Source organism: Enterococcus sp. BWR-S5 (genome assembly GCF_016745255.1).
GTDB lineage: Bacteria > Bacillota > Bacilli > Lactobacillales > Enterococcaceae > Enterococcus_L.
The window spans coordinates 39,690-57,962 of the sequence record NZ_JADOEQ010000016.1; the positions used below are offsets into that span (position 1 = coordinate 39,690).

Genomic DNA, 18,273 nt, shown 5'->3' on the forward strand with positions numbered 1-18,273 from the left:
ACAGAAATCGCCCGATGGCTTGGCCATCGGGCGATTTTATTATTAGCTTAAAACAGCTCCGGATAGAGTAGCTTTAACACGTCCATCGTCAGCTTTCTTCCAGTCCCGGAATAAGGGTAGATATGCATATGCATGGCTGGGTTGAAATTGGCTTCGATAATCCCATAATTTTGCGCTTTCTTATTTGCAGGAATTGTCTTATCCGGAATAATTAAATCGATTCCACAGATTCTTGCTCCCAAAGCTGCCACAGCCTCGATTGCCAGCTGTTTGTAGCTCTCATCAAATTGATCGGTTACATCAATCGAGTCTCCTCCGGTACTGATATTAGAGTTTTCTCGTAGATAGACAACCTGATTTTTTTCCGGAATGGAATGAATCATCATCCCCTGTTCCTTCAGCATCAGACGTTCCAGCTCTCCTAATTGAATCAACTCAAGCGGTGCCCGATGGTTACTGCCTCGAAGCGGGTGCAGATTCTTTTCCGCCACCAGCTCTTCCACAGATCGAACCCCATCACCGACAACGTTCGCCGGGATTCTCAACAGAATCGCTTTTACCTCATTATCAAGTACAAAGAAACGATATTCTGTTCCTTCCATAAATTCTTCAATCAAAATTGATGTGTCCTCTTTAAACGCAAGAGACAATGCCTCAAGATAATCCTTACCTGAAGCGCCATCCTTGAAGATAGATATTCCGACACCATAATTTGTTGATTTCGGCTTCACTACAAATGCTTGATTTTCGTATTTCAGATAGGCACGTTCTGCTTCCTCCAGTGAGGTAAATTCATCTCCGGATGGCACCCGGAAACCTGCCTGCTTCAAAATCTTTTTTGTTACCGTTTTATTTTCCATAATTAATGGCACGACATAAGTATCCAGACTCGTCATGTTGGCATTTTTTACATACTCCACATGATCCCCATGCTGCAATCTTAAGAACTGTTCATTTTCGTCTAAAATGTCTACCTCTAGTCCTTTTTGAATCGCATCAAATAGAAACAGTTGTGTTGACAGCTCCATATTACGGAAGCCTGCCAATTGATAAGGGCGTTCAAAGGCAATGGATTGATACTCCTTGCCATAGACAATTCCCAGCTCTGTGTTGGAATTCGCTTCAATGATTGTCCACATTTTTCCTGAAATCGTCATTTCCGGCATTCGAAGCTGTTCTTGATAGCCTGTCAGCAGCTCTTTCTGTCCATAAATGCCCAGCTCAGTAACCATATCCATCATCTCAGAAAAAATGCGATCCCCTTCTGCCGGCAAGGTGATTTGAGCAAATGGATGAGTCAATGCAATCTGCTCATTCAACAGCTCTCCTGTTGCTACCCATTCATCTGCCTTCTCTTTTTCATCTGTCCATAACAGAAACAGCATAAACAGATGCATGAATCGCATGGTATCCTCATCAATCCCCATTGGCGCAAATGGATTTAAATCAATATTTCTAAGCTCGATATAACGAATTCCTTTTTTCGGGAGATCCGCCATACACTTGCCGCCTCTTAGTCGAACCGGTGCATAAAACTCTTTTTCTTCAGATAGAATGCCATTTTCCACCATTGTCTGAATGTCATCTGTATACTTCTCTAAAGAAACATAAGAAACCTTCACATCTTCTCGATTCCGATAACCAAATGAGCTGTTACGGATACTTCGAACCGGTTCCGTTGGACGATTCTCTTCATCTGTAAAATAGCCCCATTCACTGACTGGGGAAGCACCAAATAAATACGTAATCAACCAGCGATAGCGCAGATAATTACGGGAAGCTTTCATGTACAGCACATTCTTAAACGACTCTATTGAAGTATACTCTTCCTGTGCGTCATATAGTCGGTCAATCAGCTCTTCTCCATATTCAAAGTTAAAATGGATACCACTAACCATCTGTTTTCTTTTCCCATATTCTCTCGCCAGATACCGTCGATAGAGGACATCTTCATATTTTTCCAGCTTGGCAATCTTAATATCCCGATCATTCTCAGGCAATCTTGGCGGCATGCTTAACGGCCAAAGCATTTCATTTTTCCCTGTTGAGCGAATAGCAACATCATGAACCGCCGCTAGATAACGCAACGTCTCCATAATCGAGTCCCCTACAGGTGTAATCAGCTCCATCTGCGTTTCGCTGAAATCGGTTTGAATATATGGATGGTAGGAGCGGTCACCTAATACTTGCGGATGATCCGTTTGTGCAAGCACGCCATCCAATGTCACGCGCTGACTTTCTTTTTCTAATCCAAAACGAGCAGACATCGCATAGGGCCGCACGTCAGTTTTGATTAATAACTCTTTTATCTTCATTCATTTTCGCCTTTCCGTCTGTCGAATTATTCACATCACTTACTATTATATAGAAAAACAGCAGGAAAGAGAATCTTTCTGTTTAATAAAAACAAACTGCCTAAAGAAACAGGCTTTATTCAACCACAAAATACACCCAAGTATAGTGTTTAGACGTTCTACTCTGTAACCAAAACAAAAGAAAGAGCACAACATGAAACAGCCATTGCGCCCTTCCTCTTCAGTTTTCCCTAACCTTTCCTACGACGGGCAAATTCAATAAAGCGGAATTTATCCAATCGGTGAATCGATTCTGTGTATTCAAAGCAAGTCGTATCTTCTAAATAGACCAAGCTTCGAACAACAACAACATGGCTATCGCCATGCAAGGTCATCAGCTCCTGCATCTCTTGGGTAACAGGCTCTACAGTGATTTCCTTCTGCGCATACGAAATTGCCAGCTTCAAATCGTTCTCAAAATATTCGTAAATTGAGTCCTGCGCTCTTTCCTCAGGCAGCTCGGGAACAACAGACTGCAGCAAATAATCCTTATCCAAGATAGCAATTTCGCCATCAATCTTTCGCTGTCGAATCAGCTTCCAGGCTTTTTCGCCTACTGTCCAAGCGGTCTTCTCATTCAGCTTCTCAGTAACCGGCACCTCTTCCAACACGCGAACAATCGTTTCACTTGGGATTCGCTGCGTTTCCTGCAGCTCTTTATAACTTGTCAAACCGGCAATGGGAAAATCAAAGCGGTTGAGATCCAAGACAATCGAGCCTTTTCCCTGCTTCTTTTGTATGTACCCCGCATTCAGCAATAGATTCAGCGCCTTACGAATCGTTTCCCGCGAAACGCCATAGACCTGAATCAGCTGATTTTCACTCGGCAAAAGAGTGTGCGCCGGATATTCCCCTGCCAGGATTTTCTTCTCCAAATCCAGAAAAATCTCATTAAATTTATTCATCACTATCTCCTACCTCCGTCGATAGTTATTATAATGTCTCCTAAATTAAACTGCAACCTTTCTTAAAGCGGTTACTTTTTTACCTCGCTCAATAATAACCAAAAGCTCACTCTTCTCATCGATATCTTTCTAACAAAATTCGTGAATACCTCTGCTAAAAAACAAAAGGGCTGAAACATTCACATGTCCCAGCCTCCAAAATTTCTAAGTGACGATTCGTTTTCTATTTTGCCAACAGCTGATCAATGTCCAGTTCATCCAATCGATGAACCAGCTGGTTTGCCCCAGATAAAGGACCTTCTTCAATAACGCCGACAGCATACATCCCAGCGGCATTAATGGCATCAATGCCAGCTTGCGCATCTTCAAAACCGACAGCCTCCTGCGGACTGATTGCCAGAGCTTCCGCCGCTTTAAAGAAAATCTCAGGGTCAGGCTTGCCTTTTGCCAGACTATCCGGATCAACAATATAGCGGAAGTCCTCCAAGACACCCAGCTTTTCTAAAATAACCGGTGCATTTTTTGAAGCTGAGGCTAACGCACAAGGAATGTCTTTCGCCTTCGCCTGTGCCATAAACTCTTTGACTCCGGGAAGTAAATCCTCCGGCGTCAGAGATGCCAACAATTCGACATAGTGATCATTTTTTTGTTTAGCCATCTGTTCCTTTTCTACTTGTGAAAAATCATCAGATTTTCCGCCAAAGACCAAGATTCGGTCCAAGGAGTCCATGCGGCTGATGCCTTTCAGCTGTTCATTAAATACTAAGTCAATCGTAATACCAATTGATTCCGCCAAATCCTTCCACGCCAGATAATGATATTTTGCCGTGTCAGTAATGACACCATCTAAGTCAAAAATGAATCCTTTTTTCATTACACGTTGACTCCTTCATAGAATATTTCTTTAGGCTGACCACTAGTCAGGGAAACGGCTCTGCCGCCAACTGTGAGAGAAACCGATTGGTCTGCTTCAATACAAATTTTTTCTTTGTCAATCATCACTTGATAATGCACATTGCGAATATTCAAGCGGAAAGTAAGCTTCTGCCATTTTTCCGGCAGCTGCGGGTGAATTTCCAATGCCTTTTGGCGAATGTCAATACCAGCAAAGGTCGTCAAGGTAATAAATAGGGTTGCCGCCATGACACCGGCATGAATGCCCTCTGCAGTCGTTCCGCCTTGAATATCTTGATAATCAGAATACAAAGCTTCTTGATATAACTGCCAAGACAATTCCTTATCCTCTACAATTGAAGCCAGTTGTGCATGAACAATCCGTGACAAGGTTGAGCCATGAGAAGTTCTCGACAAGTAATAATCCAGATTCTTTTCCAAATAATCCGCTGGCAGTTCATAACCTAAATCAGCCAAGATTCGATCCACTGTTTCTTTTCGAAAATTATAGAAAATCATCAGACTATCCGCCTGCTTGGCTACCTTGTAATCGTCTGCACTATGCCCTTCAGCCCGCAGAATACGATCCATCCGATAAATATTTCCATATTTTTCTCTGTAATACTCAAAATCGACTTCCTTCAAATCAAAGTACCCATCATATTGGGCAATGACTCCCTGAGCGTCAATTTCCAGATTCAACTCCTGTCTGATTTGGTTCATCTGAGCCAAGTCATCATTCGTCAGTCCAACCTTTTTCTGAACGGCTACCAACTCATCTGCATCATAAGACGCATACAGTTTTTCAATCTCTTCAAAGAGCCACACCACCATCATATTCGTGTAGGCATTATCCGTCAATCCACCTTTCTCACTCTCGGGATAGGCTTCGTGAAACTCATCCGGCCCCATAACACCGGAGATTGAATAACGTTGTTTTTGTTCATCATACGCTGCAATACTCAACCAGAACTTACTGATTTCCATCAGAAGCTCGATGCCATAGTGCACCATAAATTCTTGGTCTTCAGTGTTCATGTTATACAACCAAACATTATAGGCGATTGCCAGAGATACATGACGCTGTAGACGACTGTGGTCTTCGCCCCACTCTCCGCTGATTGGATTTAAATGCAGCTCCTGTGATTGTTCTGTTCCATCCAGTCCTGACTGCCAAGGGAACATCGCCCCTTGGTAGCCTGCCTTCTTAGCATCTGCCTTCGCTGCGGATAATCGATTGTAACGATACATTAGTGACTGACGAGCGATTTCCGGAAAATGAATGATGTAAAACGGTAAGATAAACAGCTCATCCCAGAAAATATGTCCTCGGTAGGCCTCACCATGCAATCCTCTGGCCGTAATAGATACATCCAGTGATGGATTCGCTGTCGGTGAGCCCGAAACCAGCATATGATACGTATGCAGATGCAGCATCTTTTCAGACATCATATCTCCTTCGACGCTCATTGCTGCTTCCTGCCAATATCCAGCCCAAACCTTAGCCGATGCCTCATAGATTTCAGAAAAATCAGCAATCTCAAAATGCTCAAAGCTGTAGTGAAGCTGCTGCTCTTCTTTATTGTATACATGGATAGCTGTACTTTTTTCCAAGGTATAGCTCTGACCAGCCACTGCTTCTACAGCAACCGATTGGATAACTTTTTCTTCTGTTAGCTCTGTCTGAAGTGCTGACAAATCAAGCTCCGAGCTGAACAGCTGCGCCTCCTGAATAATTGTGATATCCGAGTCCATTGTTTTCGCAACCAAACGGCTCTTTGATTGTTCTGCTGCTGTCTCCAATACTGTTAAATGCTCTTTCGTTAAGCTGCGATAGCGGGCAACGTTGTAGTTGAATACCGAACCATCCGCTTCTGTCAGAAATGTAATTGTTCCGCTGAAATTCAACGGTGTCACTTGATAGGAAAGACTGTATTCATGCATATTCGCCATACTTACTACACGTCTAGAAACAATTCTCACTTGCTTGCCCGAAGCTGATTCAAAAACACCAGTAGCTTCAAAAAGTCCGGTACGCATATCTAATGTACGCTTGAAAAACTTCACTGTATCTTCTGAGAATGATAGAACCTCTCCATCAACAGCAACAGCAATATACTGCAAGTTCGGTGCGTTGACAAAGTCCTCATTTTTGATATCCTGACCTTCAACTGTTGAAACAGCTGTGTTATAAAGCCCAGCAAGATAAGTGGCTGGGTACGTATCGTCTGTAATCCGCATCTCCGGTGTTGTCCCACGCAGTCCAATAAAGCCATTTCCTGTTGTCAGTAGCGCTTCCGCAGCATATTCATCTTTTCCTTGACGAAAATCGTGATAGACAAGTGTCCAACTGCATCTTTCTCGCTCTTCTTGAAACGCTGCTTCAATAGACGAATTGATTTCCGTATCAAAAATAACCGGCAAATTCAATGCTTCCTCCAGCTGCAGACGAAACTTATCAAGCTGTTCAGATACAACAGAAGTATTCGTTTGCTGAAGCACACAGCCATCCAACACTTCGTTGGTCAAAAAAGCCTTAACTTCCTGAATACTTTGGCTATCGTCAAAAGCCAGAACGGTATGCTTATCCTTTCCCTCCACAATCAACTGCTGATTTTCTATTTTTAGTGTTATATACTTCATGAGCCGCCTCTCCCTTACTTGTCTATACATGTTCAAAAACATTATACAATCACTGATTCTTTTTTTCAAGCGTTATCATCTCTCTTTCATCATTCTTTCCAAATGTTTTTTTATACTATATAAAAGTATGACCTGTTCAATTAACTTACGCAGTCATAATCATTATTATCTACATTGAGAGAGCTCGTAATGGTCAATCGTTATTTTTTAGAAAATAAAGCAGAAAATATTTTTTTATTGTAAAACGCTTGCATTTTTTTCTGATAGCAGTTATTATTAAGTCGAATTAAACAACTTGTGTATACAAGTTAAACGAAAGGAGTTTTTCTGATGGGTAAATACACAGCAGATGCAGAACAGCTATTAAAAGATATTGGCGGTAAAGAGAACGTCGCAGCTGTTAGTCATTGTGCCACCCGTATGCGTTTTGTACTGAATGATCCGTCTTTAGCTGATGAAAAAGCAATCGAAGACATTCCAAGTGTTAAAGGGATGTTTACGAACGCCGGACAATTTCAAGTGATTATTGGGAACGATGTGCCATTATTCTTTAACGATTTTTCAGCAGTTTCCGGAATCGATGGGGTTTCAAAAGAACAAGGAAAGTCAGCTGCAAAGCAAAACTTGAATCCGGTACAACGGGCAATCGGCGTGTTGGCAGAAATTTTTACACCAATTATTCCGGCAATTATCGTTGGGGGATTGATTCTAGGCTTCCGAAATGTATTGGAAGGAATTCAATTCAGTTCACTTGGTGGACAGACAATCGTTGAAACATCTCAATTTTGGAGCGGGGTAAACCACTTCCTATGGCTGCCGGGTGAAGCAATTTTCCACTTCTTACCAGTTGGAATCACTTGGAGTATTGCTAAGAAAATGGGGACCACTCAAATTCTGGGGATTGTGTTGGGGATAACATTGGTATCACCACAGCTGCTTAACGCTTATGGTGTAGCAGGTACTGCGGCGGCTGACATTCCTTTCTGGGATTTCGGGTTTGCTCAAATTGATATGATTGGGTACCAAGCACAGGTTATCCCGGCGATGTTGGCTGGTTTCATGCTGGCCTATCTGGAGATATTCTTCCGTAAGTTTATCCCACAAGCCGTTTCCATGATTTTTGTTCCTTTCTTCGCTTTACTGCCAACAATTTTTGCAGCACACGTGATTTTAGGTCCAATTGGATGGACGATGGGGAACTTCATCTCTAATATCGTGAATACAGGACTTACTTCAGCCTTCAACTGGCTGTTTGGAGCGGTATTCGGCTTCTTATACGCACCTTTGGTTATCACAGGATTGCATCATATGACCAACGCAATCGATACACAACTGATTGCTGACTTCCAGTCAACGAACCTTTGGCCAATGATTGCTCTGTCAAATATCGCACAGGGTTCTGCTGTATTGGGTGTTATCTTCCTTCATAGAGGCAATAAAAAAGAGGAACAGGTTTCCATTCCTTCTATGATTTCTTGTTATCTTGGTGTTACTGAACCAGCAATGTTCGGTATCAACCTGAAATATGTTTACCCATTTGTAGCAGCTATGATCGGTTCCGGTCTGGCAGGAATGTTCGCTACATTGATGGGTGTCCGTGCCAATGCAATTGGTGTCGGCGGTCTACCAGGTATTTTGGCTATTCGTGCCCAAGACTGGTTGGCCTTCACTATCGCTATGCTGATTGCTATCGCACTGCCATTTGTTCTGACCGTGTTCTTCCGCAGACAAGGGATTTTCAACAAGCTTGATCCTGTTGATGAAGCAACGGGAGAATTATATGCGGATGAATTGGCGATGGCTGGTAATGTACCACAAAGCTTTGCTGCAGAAACAGTAGAAACACCAACAGCTTCTACAACTGCCGCAGAAGAAACATTATACGCACCGGTTGATGGAGAAGTCATCACGATTGCAGAAGTAGACGATCCCGTTTTCTCTAAAAAAATGATGGGCGACGGCTTCGCTGTTCGACCAGTGAGTGAACAAGTTTACGCACCAGTTGCCGGTACAATCACAAACATTTTCGAAACCAAGCACGCTATTGGTATTCTGACGGATACAGGGCTTGAGGTTCTTGTTCACATTGGACTGGATACTGTTGAGCTGAAAGGCGAGCCCTTCCAAGTCCATGTCAAAGAAGGACAGCGTGTAACCTCAGATACATTACTCGCTGATGTTGATTTCGAAAAAATCAAAGCAGCAGGTAAAGGTACGGATGTTGTCGTTGTGATGACAAATATGGACCATGTTGCTGATGTTACATTAAGCAACACTGGTTCAACTTTTAAAAATAGCCGAATTGGGCAGGTAACAACAAAATAACAAAGAAACACAGGTAAAGAATCTGATTTTAGATTTCTTTCCTGTGTTTTATTTATTAAAAAAGAGGCTCAGAGAAATAATGTGGTCTATCCGTACTTTATCTTAACCTTATTTTTCATTTTACTGCTTTTAAGAATATACTCCCATATTTCAACCAACATCAAATTGAATCATTGCTGCAGCAAGCACTCCTGCTTCTGCATCAAAACTACTGTTACCATTCTCATGAAGCATTGCCAACGATAATTTACTCTGTTTACCTTGGGATTTCTACTCCTAAAAAGTCCCAAGGCTTCTTCAGCTAAATGATTCGCTGCATGACACGCTCCATGTCTTTTTCACCCATAGCTGTGTCTCTCTCCTTAAAAGACACAGCCATTAAGCAATTTATTTACACCACTTTCTCTGATTCCTCTTTTTTACCTATTTCTGCTGAGTCTGTGAACCAGGTTGATTGCTTTATTCTTTGCTATCAACCATTTCACACACCCTTTGATACCGATGTTATACAGTTGCAACCATGCTCGTTTGAATCAGCACTAGTCCATTTTCTGTATTTTTTTCACATCAACAATTCCAATTTCCATTCACTCTTTTGCTCAATCCTTGATTGAATCTATTATAATGAAGCAGCTTATTGCATTTCAGCCAAAGCTCTTCTATCCTTTTTTACCTGCCAGCTTGCGAGTAATAATCATTGCAGCTGCTACAAGAACCGCAAAGCTCCCAACAAGCGAAAGTGCGATATTTGTTGTTGCACCAGTTTTAGGAAATTCTTTGCCTGTTGGCTTTGTTGCTGCATCCTTCACAGGTACTATTGTCAAATCATTTGCCGGCGCTTCGGGAATCGTGTATTCATAAATGCCGCTAATAAGATTATCTAAAGAGGCAGAGAACGTAACGACCCAACCTGGTTGAATCTCGCCCTGATCCGTAACAACAAAATGACCATTCTGATCAGCTTGGACCACTACCCTTTGATTTATGCCAATAACAGATACATAAACGGACGCATTTGGTGCCGTCTTCCCAGTGAATGTCTGCGTCGCATGATCATAGAAAATATCTCTAATTTTCAAGGAAGCCATCGCTTCTTCAGAAGGAATTGTATAGCTGAAAGGCTCTCCCTTATTTCCAGCCTCATCTGCCGTTGTCAAAATCACCTCTGTACCTGCCTTAAACTGATCTGTTACGCTGAACAGACCAATATCATTTGCCACAACCATCCCTTGACCCCCTGTACTTGGAAGGTATACATATACCACAGCATTTGGTGCGGTTGACCCATGAATAGTCTGAGTTGTGATAGTGTACGTGACATTTGTGATATTCAAAGATGCCACCACGTTCGCCTTCTTCACGTCAATATCGTAAGGGATACTTTTTCTTCCGTCCAGATAAGCTTCAAATCGAATCGTGCCGGCAATCGGATTAGTATAGGTGAAGTTTCCACCAGCATCCGCAAGCAACACACCGCCATTCGAGTTTCCTGTATCTACATGGATAATCAGTACATCTGCATTCGGCTCCGTCTTCCCAGTGATTTGATCTTTTTCTGCATCATAGACAACATCCCATATTTTCAGCTCATTTTCTATCTTCGTCTCTTTCTTTTCGATTGAGTCGACAGTCGCCGTTTTCTCCACTGCATTCTCTTGAGTCATTGCTCCACTTTCCGTCGTTCCCACTGTGGATTCTGTACTTTCTTCCGCTGCACTCGTTTCCTGAGTACTCGCTACCTCAATTTTTTCGCCGCTCTCCATTACAACAGATTCCGCAAAAACTTGACCCGGTGCAACCAACATTGTACTTAATAGCAGCCCTACACCCAATACTCTTAACTTTTTCACTTTAATTACCCCCTTCTATAGATATATTACTTACAAGACATATTTGTAACAAAAAAGAAATAAACAACAAATGTTTTTACATATGTTCCCAAATTAGCCTTTTTCCTTCAGCTTGAATCTATAAAATATCCCAGTAAAAGCTAATAAAACAGCGCCTATTATCGGAATAACTGCTCTTTGACTTTCTCCCGTATGAGGAAACCAGCCTTTCTTTTCTCCAGAGTCTTCTGTTGCAGTTTTAGCATCTGACTCAGCTTGACTATCTGTGCTCTCTGTACTTTCCTTTGTGTCTGCTTCGTCCTCAGGAATAACAAATCGATAGGACTCCCCAGTCTTCCCCTCAGCCCCCATGGCAGTAAAGACTATTTCCTGTCCCGGCTCAAAATCCTGCTTCAGCGTAAATTTCCCCTCAGCATTTGAGTTAAGAAACCCTTGCCCGCCAGTGCTTGGCATATACATATATACAGTGACATTTGGTGCAGTGACTGCAGAAAATGTCTTTGTCTCAGAATCGTAAACAACCTGTGTGATTTTCAAAGAAGGCTCTCCGATTTTCTTAATTACTTCAATTGTGACTTGTTCGCTTTTTCTTAAATCCAGCTTTGATGTTGCCTGTACCTGCACCTGTCCAACAGGCGGGTTAACAATGATGAATGCCCCATTTTCATCAGCATAGAATATTCCGGCATTGCCGCTTCCTTCAGAAGAATAACAGCTAACCGTTGCCCCAGGCTCCGTTTTACCGATAATCTGATCCTTCTCCTCATCATAGATGACATCAAGTAATTTCAGCTCTTCATCGCTCTGTGCATCGTTCTCTATCGCTGGCGTTACCTCTTCCACAGGTAAGTCAGCTGTTTCGGAATCGTCATCCTTCTGTTCAACAACTTCTTCACTTGATACTTCGGAATCATTCGGTTCCGTTGACTCACCATATGCTTTTGGTACACCAACTATCATTGCTCCAACCAACATGCTTAACCCCAACAACTTTAACCTTTTCATTTCAAATCCTCCCAAACAGAAATATATAAGTCACTTATTCGAAATAATTGTAACACAACTGAAATATAATGACCATCCACTTTTGTTTCTTAATGTTTTCTTAATATTCATGTGAAATCATTCCTCTACCACAGAACTATACAATCTTTGAAAAAACCAATCAATGTGCTCTCTCTTACCAGCAATCATTGAACAAATTCTTAAGATTGTTGAGCATCATTTTATAGAGTCAGTCTAACTTAATCCTTATATATATAGATAAAACAAAAGAGCATCGGATTTCCGATGCTCTTTACATACAAGTTTCACTATTTGAAGTTTTATACTTCGCTCATGCTCCTATCTATTTTTATATTTTTAACTGATATAAGTAGACAGGATTATACTAATCTACTCTCTTTATTTATCTAATAAATAAAAAGAGAAACTGCTTATTGCAGTCTCCCTTTTTCAATTTATTCTTCCCTCAACAAGCCTTTAAACAATCCCACCGCAAAGTCGTTGGCATCGAATGGTTCCAAGTCATTGATTCCTTCACCTAAGCCGACCAGCTTCACTGGTAAGTGCAGCTCGTTACGGATTGCCAGAACGATTCCGCCTTTGGCTGTGCCATCCAGCTTCGTCAGCACCAAACCAGTAACATCGGTTGTTTCTTTGAACTGCTTCGCCTGAGCCATCGCATTTTGTCCGGTAGTTGCATCAACAACCAACAGGACTTCATGAGGGGCATCAGGGAGTTCACGCTGAATCACACGCTTGATCTTCTCAAGCTCATTCATCAGATTTACTTTATTCTGCAAGCGTCCCGCAGTATCTACTAAAAGGATATCTGCTCCTTCGGCTTTAGCACGAGCCACCGCATCAAAGACAACTGCCGCAGGATCACCGCCGGCATTGCCGCGGACAACCTCTACACCGGCACGTTCGCCCCAGACAACTAGCTGATCAATGGCACCGGCACGGAACGTATCAGCCGCTGCTAACATGACCTTCTTGCCGCTTTCTTTGAACTCATGTGCTAGTTTTCCAATACTGGTTGTTTTTCCAACTCCGTTTACACCAACAAACAACATCACCGTCAGTCCATTCGGTTGGATATTCAATGCATTATTTTCATCGACACCTTCGGCCTCATACAAATCAACCATTTTTTCAATAATCGTATTTTGGACTTCGGCCGTTTTCTTGGCATTACGCAGCTTAACTTCCTGTCTCAGGTCTTCGGTAATTTTGATGGCTGTTTCAAAGCCAACATCGGCACCAATCAGCGTTTCTTCCAGTTCTTCAAAGAAATCCTCGTCGACACTGCGGAAATTCGCCATCAGCTCATTAAAACGTTGAGAGAATGTCTTTCTGGTTTTTTCCAAACCCTTTTCATATTTCTTTTGCTTCTCTTTTTCCGGCTCCATCATTGGAACGGTCTCTTCAACTACAGGCTCTGGAATGACCACTGACTCTGCTTCGGCCTCTATTTCAGGCTCCGACTCAACAATCGGTTCAGGTTCAGACACCGACGTTTCCGCCGGTATCTCAGGAGTCGCAACAGATACTTCCTGTTCCCCACTATCTATACCGCTATCCTCTGATAGTTCTGTCGGGACTTCTTCCTGTAGCTGATCTTGTTCCTGCTCAGCTTGTTTATCGGCTTTAAAAGCCTTCTTGATTCGATCAAAAAATCCCATCAGTTTGCTCCTTTCATTGGTTTCAATACATATTCTTTTACTGCCTCAGCCACACCGGACTGGTCATTATTTTTTGTAATAACATCCGCAGCTTTTTTTACCATATCTACTGCATTTTCCATTGCGACACCAATACCGGCATACTCAATCATCGGCAAATCGTTCTCTTCATCACCAATCGTCATGACTTCTTCTTGCTTGATGTCTAAATCTCTCGCCAACAGGGAAATACCATAAGCCTTTGTAATTCCTTTTGGCATGAATTCCAACAGATTGCTGCGGGTCTTAATCACTTCATAACGCTCATAGAAATCAGCTGGAATCTTTTGAATTTGTGCATCCAAATAATCAGCATCAATTGCAACGACCGCTTTATTATAGATTCGATCAGCTTTCATTTCGCCTAGTTTTGTTGGTTCAAAGGTCAGTAAATTATTCAGTCGTCCATAAATAGACGGATACTCCTCGGAGGTTGGCAAATGCAGCACCGTTCCTTCCGATAAAATATCTAGGGGAATATTCAGTGATACAGCCAATTCATAAAGCTCGTGGATATGTTCCAGCGGCATCAAGGCTTTTTCAATAATTTCACCTGTGTCATTTTTCTGCACCAGTCCGCCATTGAATGTAATACTGTAATCCCCAGGGTCATTTAAATCCAGTTCCGTCAAATAGCCTGTGATTGCGGCTAACGGACGTCCCGTACAAATGACAACTTTGACCCCATTTTGTTTGGCCTGCTTCAGTGTTTGTTTATCTTCATCGCTGATTTGCTTCTGACTATTCAGCAATGTACCATCCAAATCAATTGCAACCAGTTTTATCATCTTTGTGCCTCCTGTTTTCTATGCGCTGGTGGAGATTGCTCCGCCTTCCTTCACATCATCCAAACGTACAGAAACGATCTTCGAAACACCGGACTCCTGCATCGTTACACCATACAGCACATCCGCGGCTTCCATCGTTCCCTTACGGTGAGTAACTACAATAAATTGTGTGTCATCTTCAAAACCACTGAGATAGTGTCCAAATCGAGAAACGTTGGCATCGTCCAATGCCGCCTCCACTTCATCTAAGATACAAAACGGCACAGGGCGAACACGAATGATCGAGAACAGTAACGCAATAGCCGTTAATGCTCGTTCACCACCGGAAAGCAAGCTCAGATTCTGAAGCTTTTTACCTGGAGGCTGCGCCTCAATCTCGATTCCTGTATTCAATAAGTCATCAGGGTTAGTCAGAACCAACTCTGCTCGTCCACCACCAAACATATTCGGAAAGACGACCTTAAACTGCGCTCGAATCGCTTCAAACACTTCGCTAAATCGCAGCTTGACCTCCTGATCCATTTCTTCCATTGTTTCAAATAGCTGATCCTTCGCTTCCAGCAAGTCATCTCGCTGAGAAACCAAAAATTCATGCCGTTCATTCACTTGTTCGTATTGCTCAATCGCATTTAGATTGACCGGTCCTAATCGCTCGATATCACGTTTCAAACGTTTAACCTCAAGCTTCGCTGTGTCAGCCTCAATTGTCAGCTGATAATCTGCTCGCGCTTTTTCATAGGTCAGATTGTACTCTTCCTGCAAATACTGCAATGAGTTGTCTAGCTTGATTTCCGAACGATTTTTCACAACCTCAAGCTGTGTCTGCTGTGTCAGCAATTGCTGCTGCTGCTTATGCTCGTCTGCCAAGCTGTTATCCAATTGGTCGACCTGCTGCTGCAACCCTTGGCGCTTCTCTTTGCCTTCTCTGATTGCTTCTTCCAGCTCAGTTCGTTTTACAGAAAATTGCTCCAATTGAACCGCCAGACTCTCTTCTGTAACCTGATGGTCGCTGGAATGATCGTTCAACTGCTGCAGCTGCTGCTTCAAGCTGGTTTCCTTCAACAGCACTTCATCCAGCTGGCTTTGCTTATCACCAGTTTGACTTTCCAGATGAGTCAGCTGCTCACCAATAACCGCCATTTCCGCCTGTCGTTTATTCAAGCGCTCCTGAGCCTCAGCTTTATAGGTTTCCATCTGACTGGCTTCCTGGTCAATTTGCTGCATCTCCTGATCCAGTCGTTCTTTTGTTGTCATCAGCTCTTTTTGCTGCTGCTCTAATAGCTGACGTTTTTCCTGATAGTCCTCTAAAAACTGATGCAGCTCCCGACTTTCGAATTCAAACAAACGTTTTTCCTTCACTAGTCGATTGACCGCTTCTTCTTTATTATTCCGCTTATTCTCAAGCTCCTGTTGACGTAAACGGCTCTGCTCCCCTTTGGAACGCAGCTCCTCCAGCTCCTCTGTTGTAGCCTTGACCTGATCCGTCAGCTGTCGTACTTGATTTTCACTTTCTGATAATTGGGCTTCCAATCGCTCCAGCTGATCCGTTAGCGTTTGAAGCTCCTGTGTTTGAGAAAACAGGCTGCCCTGATTCCCTTTTCGTGTTGCTCCACCAGTCATTGAACCACCGGGATTCATCACGTCTCCATCTAAAGAAACCACTCTGTATTGATAATTAATCAGCTTAGCCAGCTTGTTGGCACTTGCCAAATCACGAGCCAGTACAGTTACACCTAAAATATTCTGTATGACCGAAGTAATTTTTTCCGGATATTGAATCAGCTCACTGGCAATCCCAACAAAGCCATCTACCGTATTCGCTTTCTCTCTGATAGCTGTGGATAACTGTCGCGGCTTAATCGTTGTTAATGGTAAAAAGGTTGCACGACCACTATGCTGCTGCTTCAAGAATGTGATTGCTGCACGACCATCTGCTTCGTTTTCCACAATCACATGCTGAGCGGCACCACCCAAAGCTGTTTCCACAGCTAATGTGAATTCTTTAGGAACGTCGATTAATTCTGCTACTGCACCAACGATACCATTCAGCTGGTCCTTTTGCTTAAGAACGGCACGAACCCCTTGGTAAAAGCCTGAATAATTCTCCTGTATCTCTTGAAGACTCTTCCGTCTCGCTTTAACCTGCTGTACCTGATTCATCATTTGGTACATCTGTTTTTGCTTCGTTCCATGCTCCTGCTGCTGCTTTTCCAATCGTTGTTTCGCAGATGTATAGTTTTCACGCTGCTGCTCTAGCTGTGCTTCTGATTCTGTCAGCTGCGCTTCAAGCTCTTCTTGTTCCTGTTGCGCTGTGGATAACTGTTCTTCTAAACGCTCATGCTTTTCCACAGCCTGTTGATTTTTCGCTGTCTCCTGTTGATACTGGCGCTCCAAATATTTCAGCTCATTAGCAGTATTCGCCTGCTCCTGCATCACTTCGACATACTCACTGCGCAGCTCCTCCAAAAGCTCTTTGGAGGATTTACTGTATTTTTCTACCTCTAGCTCTGCAGCCTCAATCTCTTTAGATAACTGAATTTGTTCGTGCTGCTTCTGCGCTCTTTTTTCCTTTAGCTCTTGAAGCTCTGTACGATAGGTTTGAATCTTTTCAGCCGCTTCCGACAGACTTTCCTGATATTCCGTTGTTGTCTGTAAGGTATGCTTGGAACGCTCAATCAGGACTTGCTTTTGTCCTTCTGTCTGCTTCAATGCTTCTGTTATCTTCAACAGCTGTGCTTGCTGTTGCTCCAACTGCTCATCCAATCGATTTCTCTGACTTCTTAACTGAAGCAGCTGATCCTCTGAACGATGGATTTTTTGACTGATCTCTGTCAACTGTGCCTCAACAGCCGTCAGCTCCTGCGCTTTTTCTTCCCAGATTGCTTTCGTCTGCTCAATTTCAGAGACCGTAAAGCTGACATCAATTTCTGTCAATTTCTTTTTAAGCGCTAAAAACTCCTTCGCCGCTTCACTTTGAGCAGCCAGAGGAGTCAGCTGATCTTCCAATTCATAAATAATATCCTGAACACGATTCAGGTTATCTTCTGTTTCAAATAATTTTTGTTCAGCCTTCTTCTTACGCTGTTTATACTTAAGAACACCCGCAGCTTCTTCAAAAATCCCACGGCGGTCTTCCGGCTTACTATTGAAAATCGCTTCAACTTTTCCCTGAGAAATAATCGAAAAAGATTCCTTTCCTAAACCGGAATCCATAAATAAATCCTGGATGTCCTTCAAACGGCACGCCTGCTTATTGATGAAAAAATCACTTTCACCTGTTCTGCGATACCGTCTCGTCACACTGATTTCCGAAAAATCCAAAGGAAGATAATGATCCTTATTATCCAGCACCACAGTGACTTCGGCAATATTCAAAGGCTTGCGCCCTTCTGAGCCGGCAAAAATAATATCCGGCATCTTACCACCACGCAGACTTTTTGCAGACTGCTCGCCTAAAACCCAGCGAACGGCTTCAGTAATATTACTTTTTCCGCTGCCGTTAGGCCCAACGACGGCTGTCACGCCATTTTCAAATTCTATTACTGTCCGATCGGCAAAAGATTTAAACCCTGCGATCTCGATACGTTTTAAAAACAAGAATAAATACTCCTTCCGATTATAAAAGCTGAGAAAGTCGTCTAGCTCACGAGCGATATGGGAAAGCGGTCCAAATGTATTGCTTTGCGCCGAGAATCGAGAACTACAGGTCGAGACTCGTAGAAGCACAATTCTTTGCCAACGCTACTCAATACTACAGACAGTTTATCTTATCGTCGACTGAGCTGACT

Annotated in this window: 10 protein-coding genes; 1 reads left to right on the plus strand and 9 read right to left on the minus strand. The window is 42.8% G+C overall.

The window, feature by feature from the left end; translation table 11 throughout:
* Positions 1–47: 47 nt before the first annotated feature.
* The 4 genes from gshAB to IW510_RS16830 form a co-directional block, all read right to left on the minus strand.
* A complete protein-coding gene (gene gshAB, locus IW510_RS16815) occupies positions 48–2,315 on the minus strand; it encodes a bifunctional glutamate--cysteine ligase GshA/glutathione synthetase GshB (RefSeq protein WP_202061637.1) in 2,268 nt (755 codons plus the stop codon).
* 230 nt (positions 2,316–2,545) lie between these two features.
* A complete protein-coding gene (gene treR / locus IW510_RS16820; RefSeq protein WP_202061638.1) occupies positions 2,546–3,259 on the minus strand; it encodes a trehalose operon repressor in 714 nt (237 codons plus the stop codon).
* Positions 3,260–3,482: 223 nt separating this feature from the next.
* On the minus strand, positions 3,483–4,133 hold the full coding sequence (gene pgmB, locus IW510_RS16825; RefSeq protein WP_202061639.1) for a beta-phosphoglucomutase: 651 nt from the start codon (positions 4,131–4,133) through the stop codon (positions 3,483–3,485).
* Positions 4,133–6,796, minus strand: coding sequence for a glycoside hydrolase family 65 protein (locus IW510_RS16830; RefSeq protein WP_202061641.1), 2,664 nt, complete (start codon positions 6,794–6,796; stop codon positions 4,133–4,135). Before IW510_RS16830 ends, pgmB begins: the two co-directional genes overlap by 1 nt.
* Positions 6,797–7,126: 330 nt before the next feature.
* Between IW510_RS16830 and treP the strand changes: the two genes are divergently transcribed.
* Entirely contained in the window at positions 7,127–9,121 is a 1,995-nt protein-coding gene (gene treP, locus IW510_RS16835; RefSeq protein WP_202061646.1) for a PTS system trehalose-specific EIIBC component, read from the plus strand.
* A 659-nt stretch (positions 9,122–9,780) separates the two neighbouring features.
* Here treP and IW510_RS21610 read toward each other — a convergent pair.
* The 5 genes from IW510_RS21610 to smc form a co-directional block, all read right to left on the minus strand.
* Positions 9,781–10,971: an LPXTG cell wall anchor domain-containing protein gene (locus IW510_RS21610; protein WP_202061647.1), complete on the minus strand. Its 1,191-nt coding sequence runs from the start codon at positions 10,969–10,971 to the stop codon at positions 9,781–9,783.
* A gap of 93 nt (positions 10,972–11,064) precedes the next feature.
* Complete coding sequence (locus IW510_RS16845; RefSeq protein ID WP_202061648.1) at positions 11,065–11,976, minus strand: LPXTG cell wall anchor domain-containing protein; 912 nt, start codon at positions 11,974–11,976, stop codon at positions 11,065–11,067.
* A gap of 455 nt (positions 11,977–12,431) precedes the next feature.
* Entirely contained in the window at positions 12,432–13,658 is a 1,227-nt protein-coding gene (gene ftsY / locus IW510_RS16850) for a signal recognition particle-docking protein FtsY (RefSeq protein ID WP_202061649.1), read from the minus strand.
* A complete protein-coding gene (locus tag IW510_RS16855; protein WP_202061650.1) occupies positions 13,658–14,485 on the minus strand; it encodes a Cof-type HAD-IIB family hydrolase in 828 nt (275 codons plus the stop codon). The genes ftsY and IW510_RS16855 overlap by 1 nt, the downstream gene beginning before the upstream one ends.
* A gap of 18 nt (positions 14,486–14,503) precedes the next feature.
* Entirely contained in the window at positions 14,504–18,082 is a 3,579-nt protein-coding gene (gene smc / locus IW510_RS16860; RefSeq protein ID WP_202061651.1) for a chromosome segregation protein SMC, read from the minus strand.
* Positions 18,083–18,273: the final 191 nt, after the last annotated feature.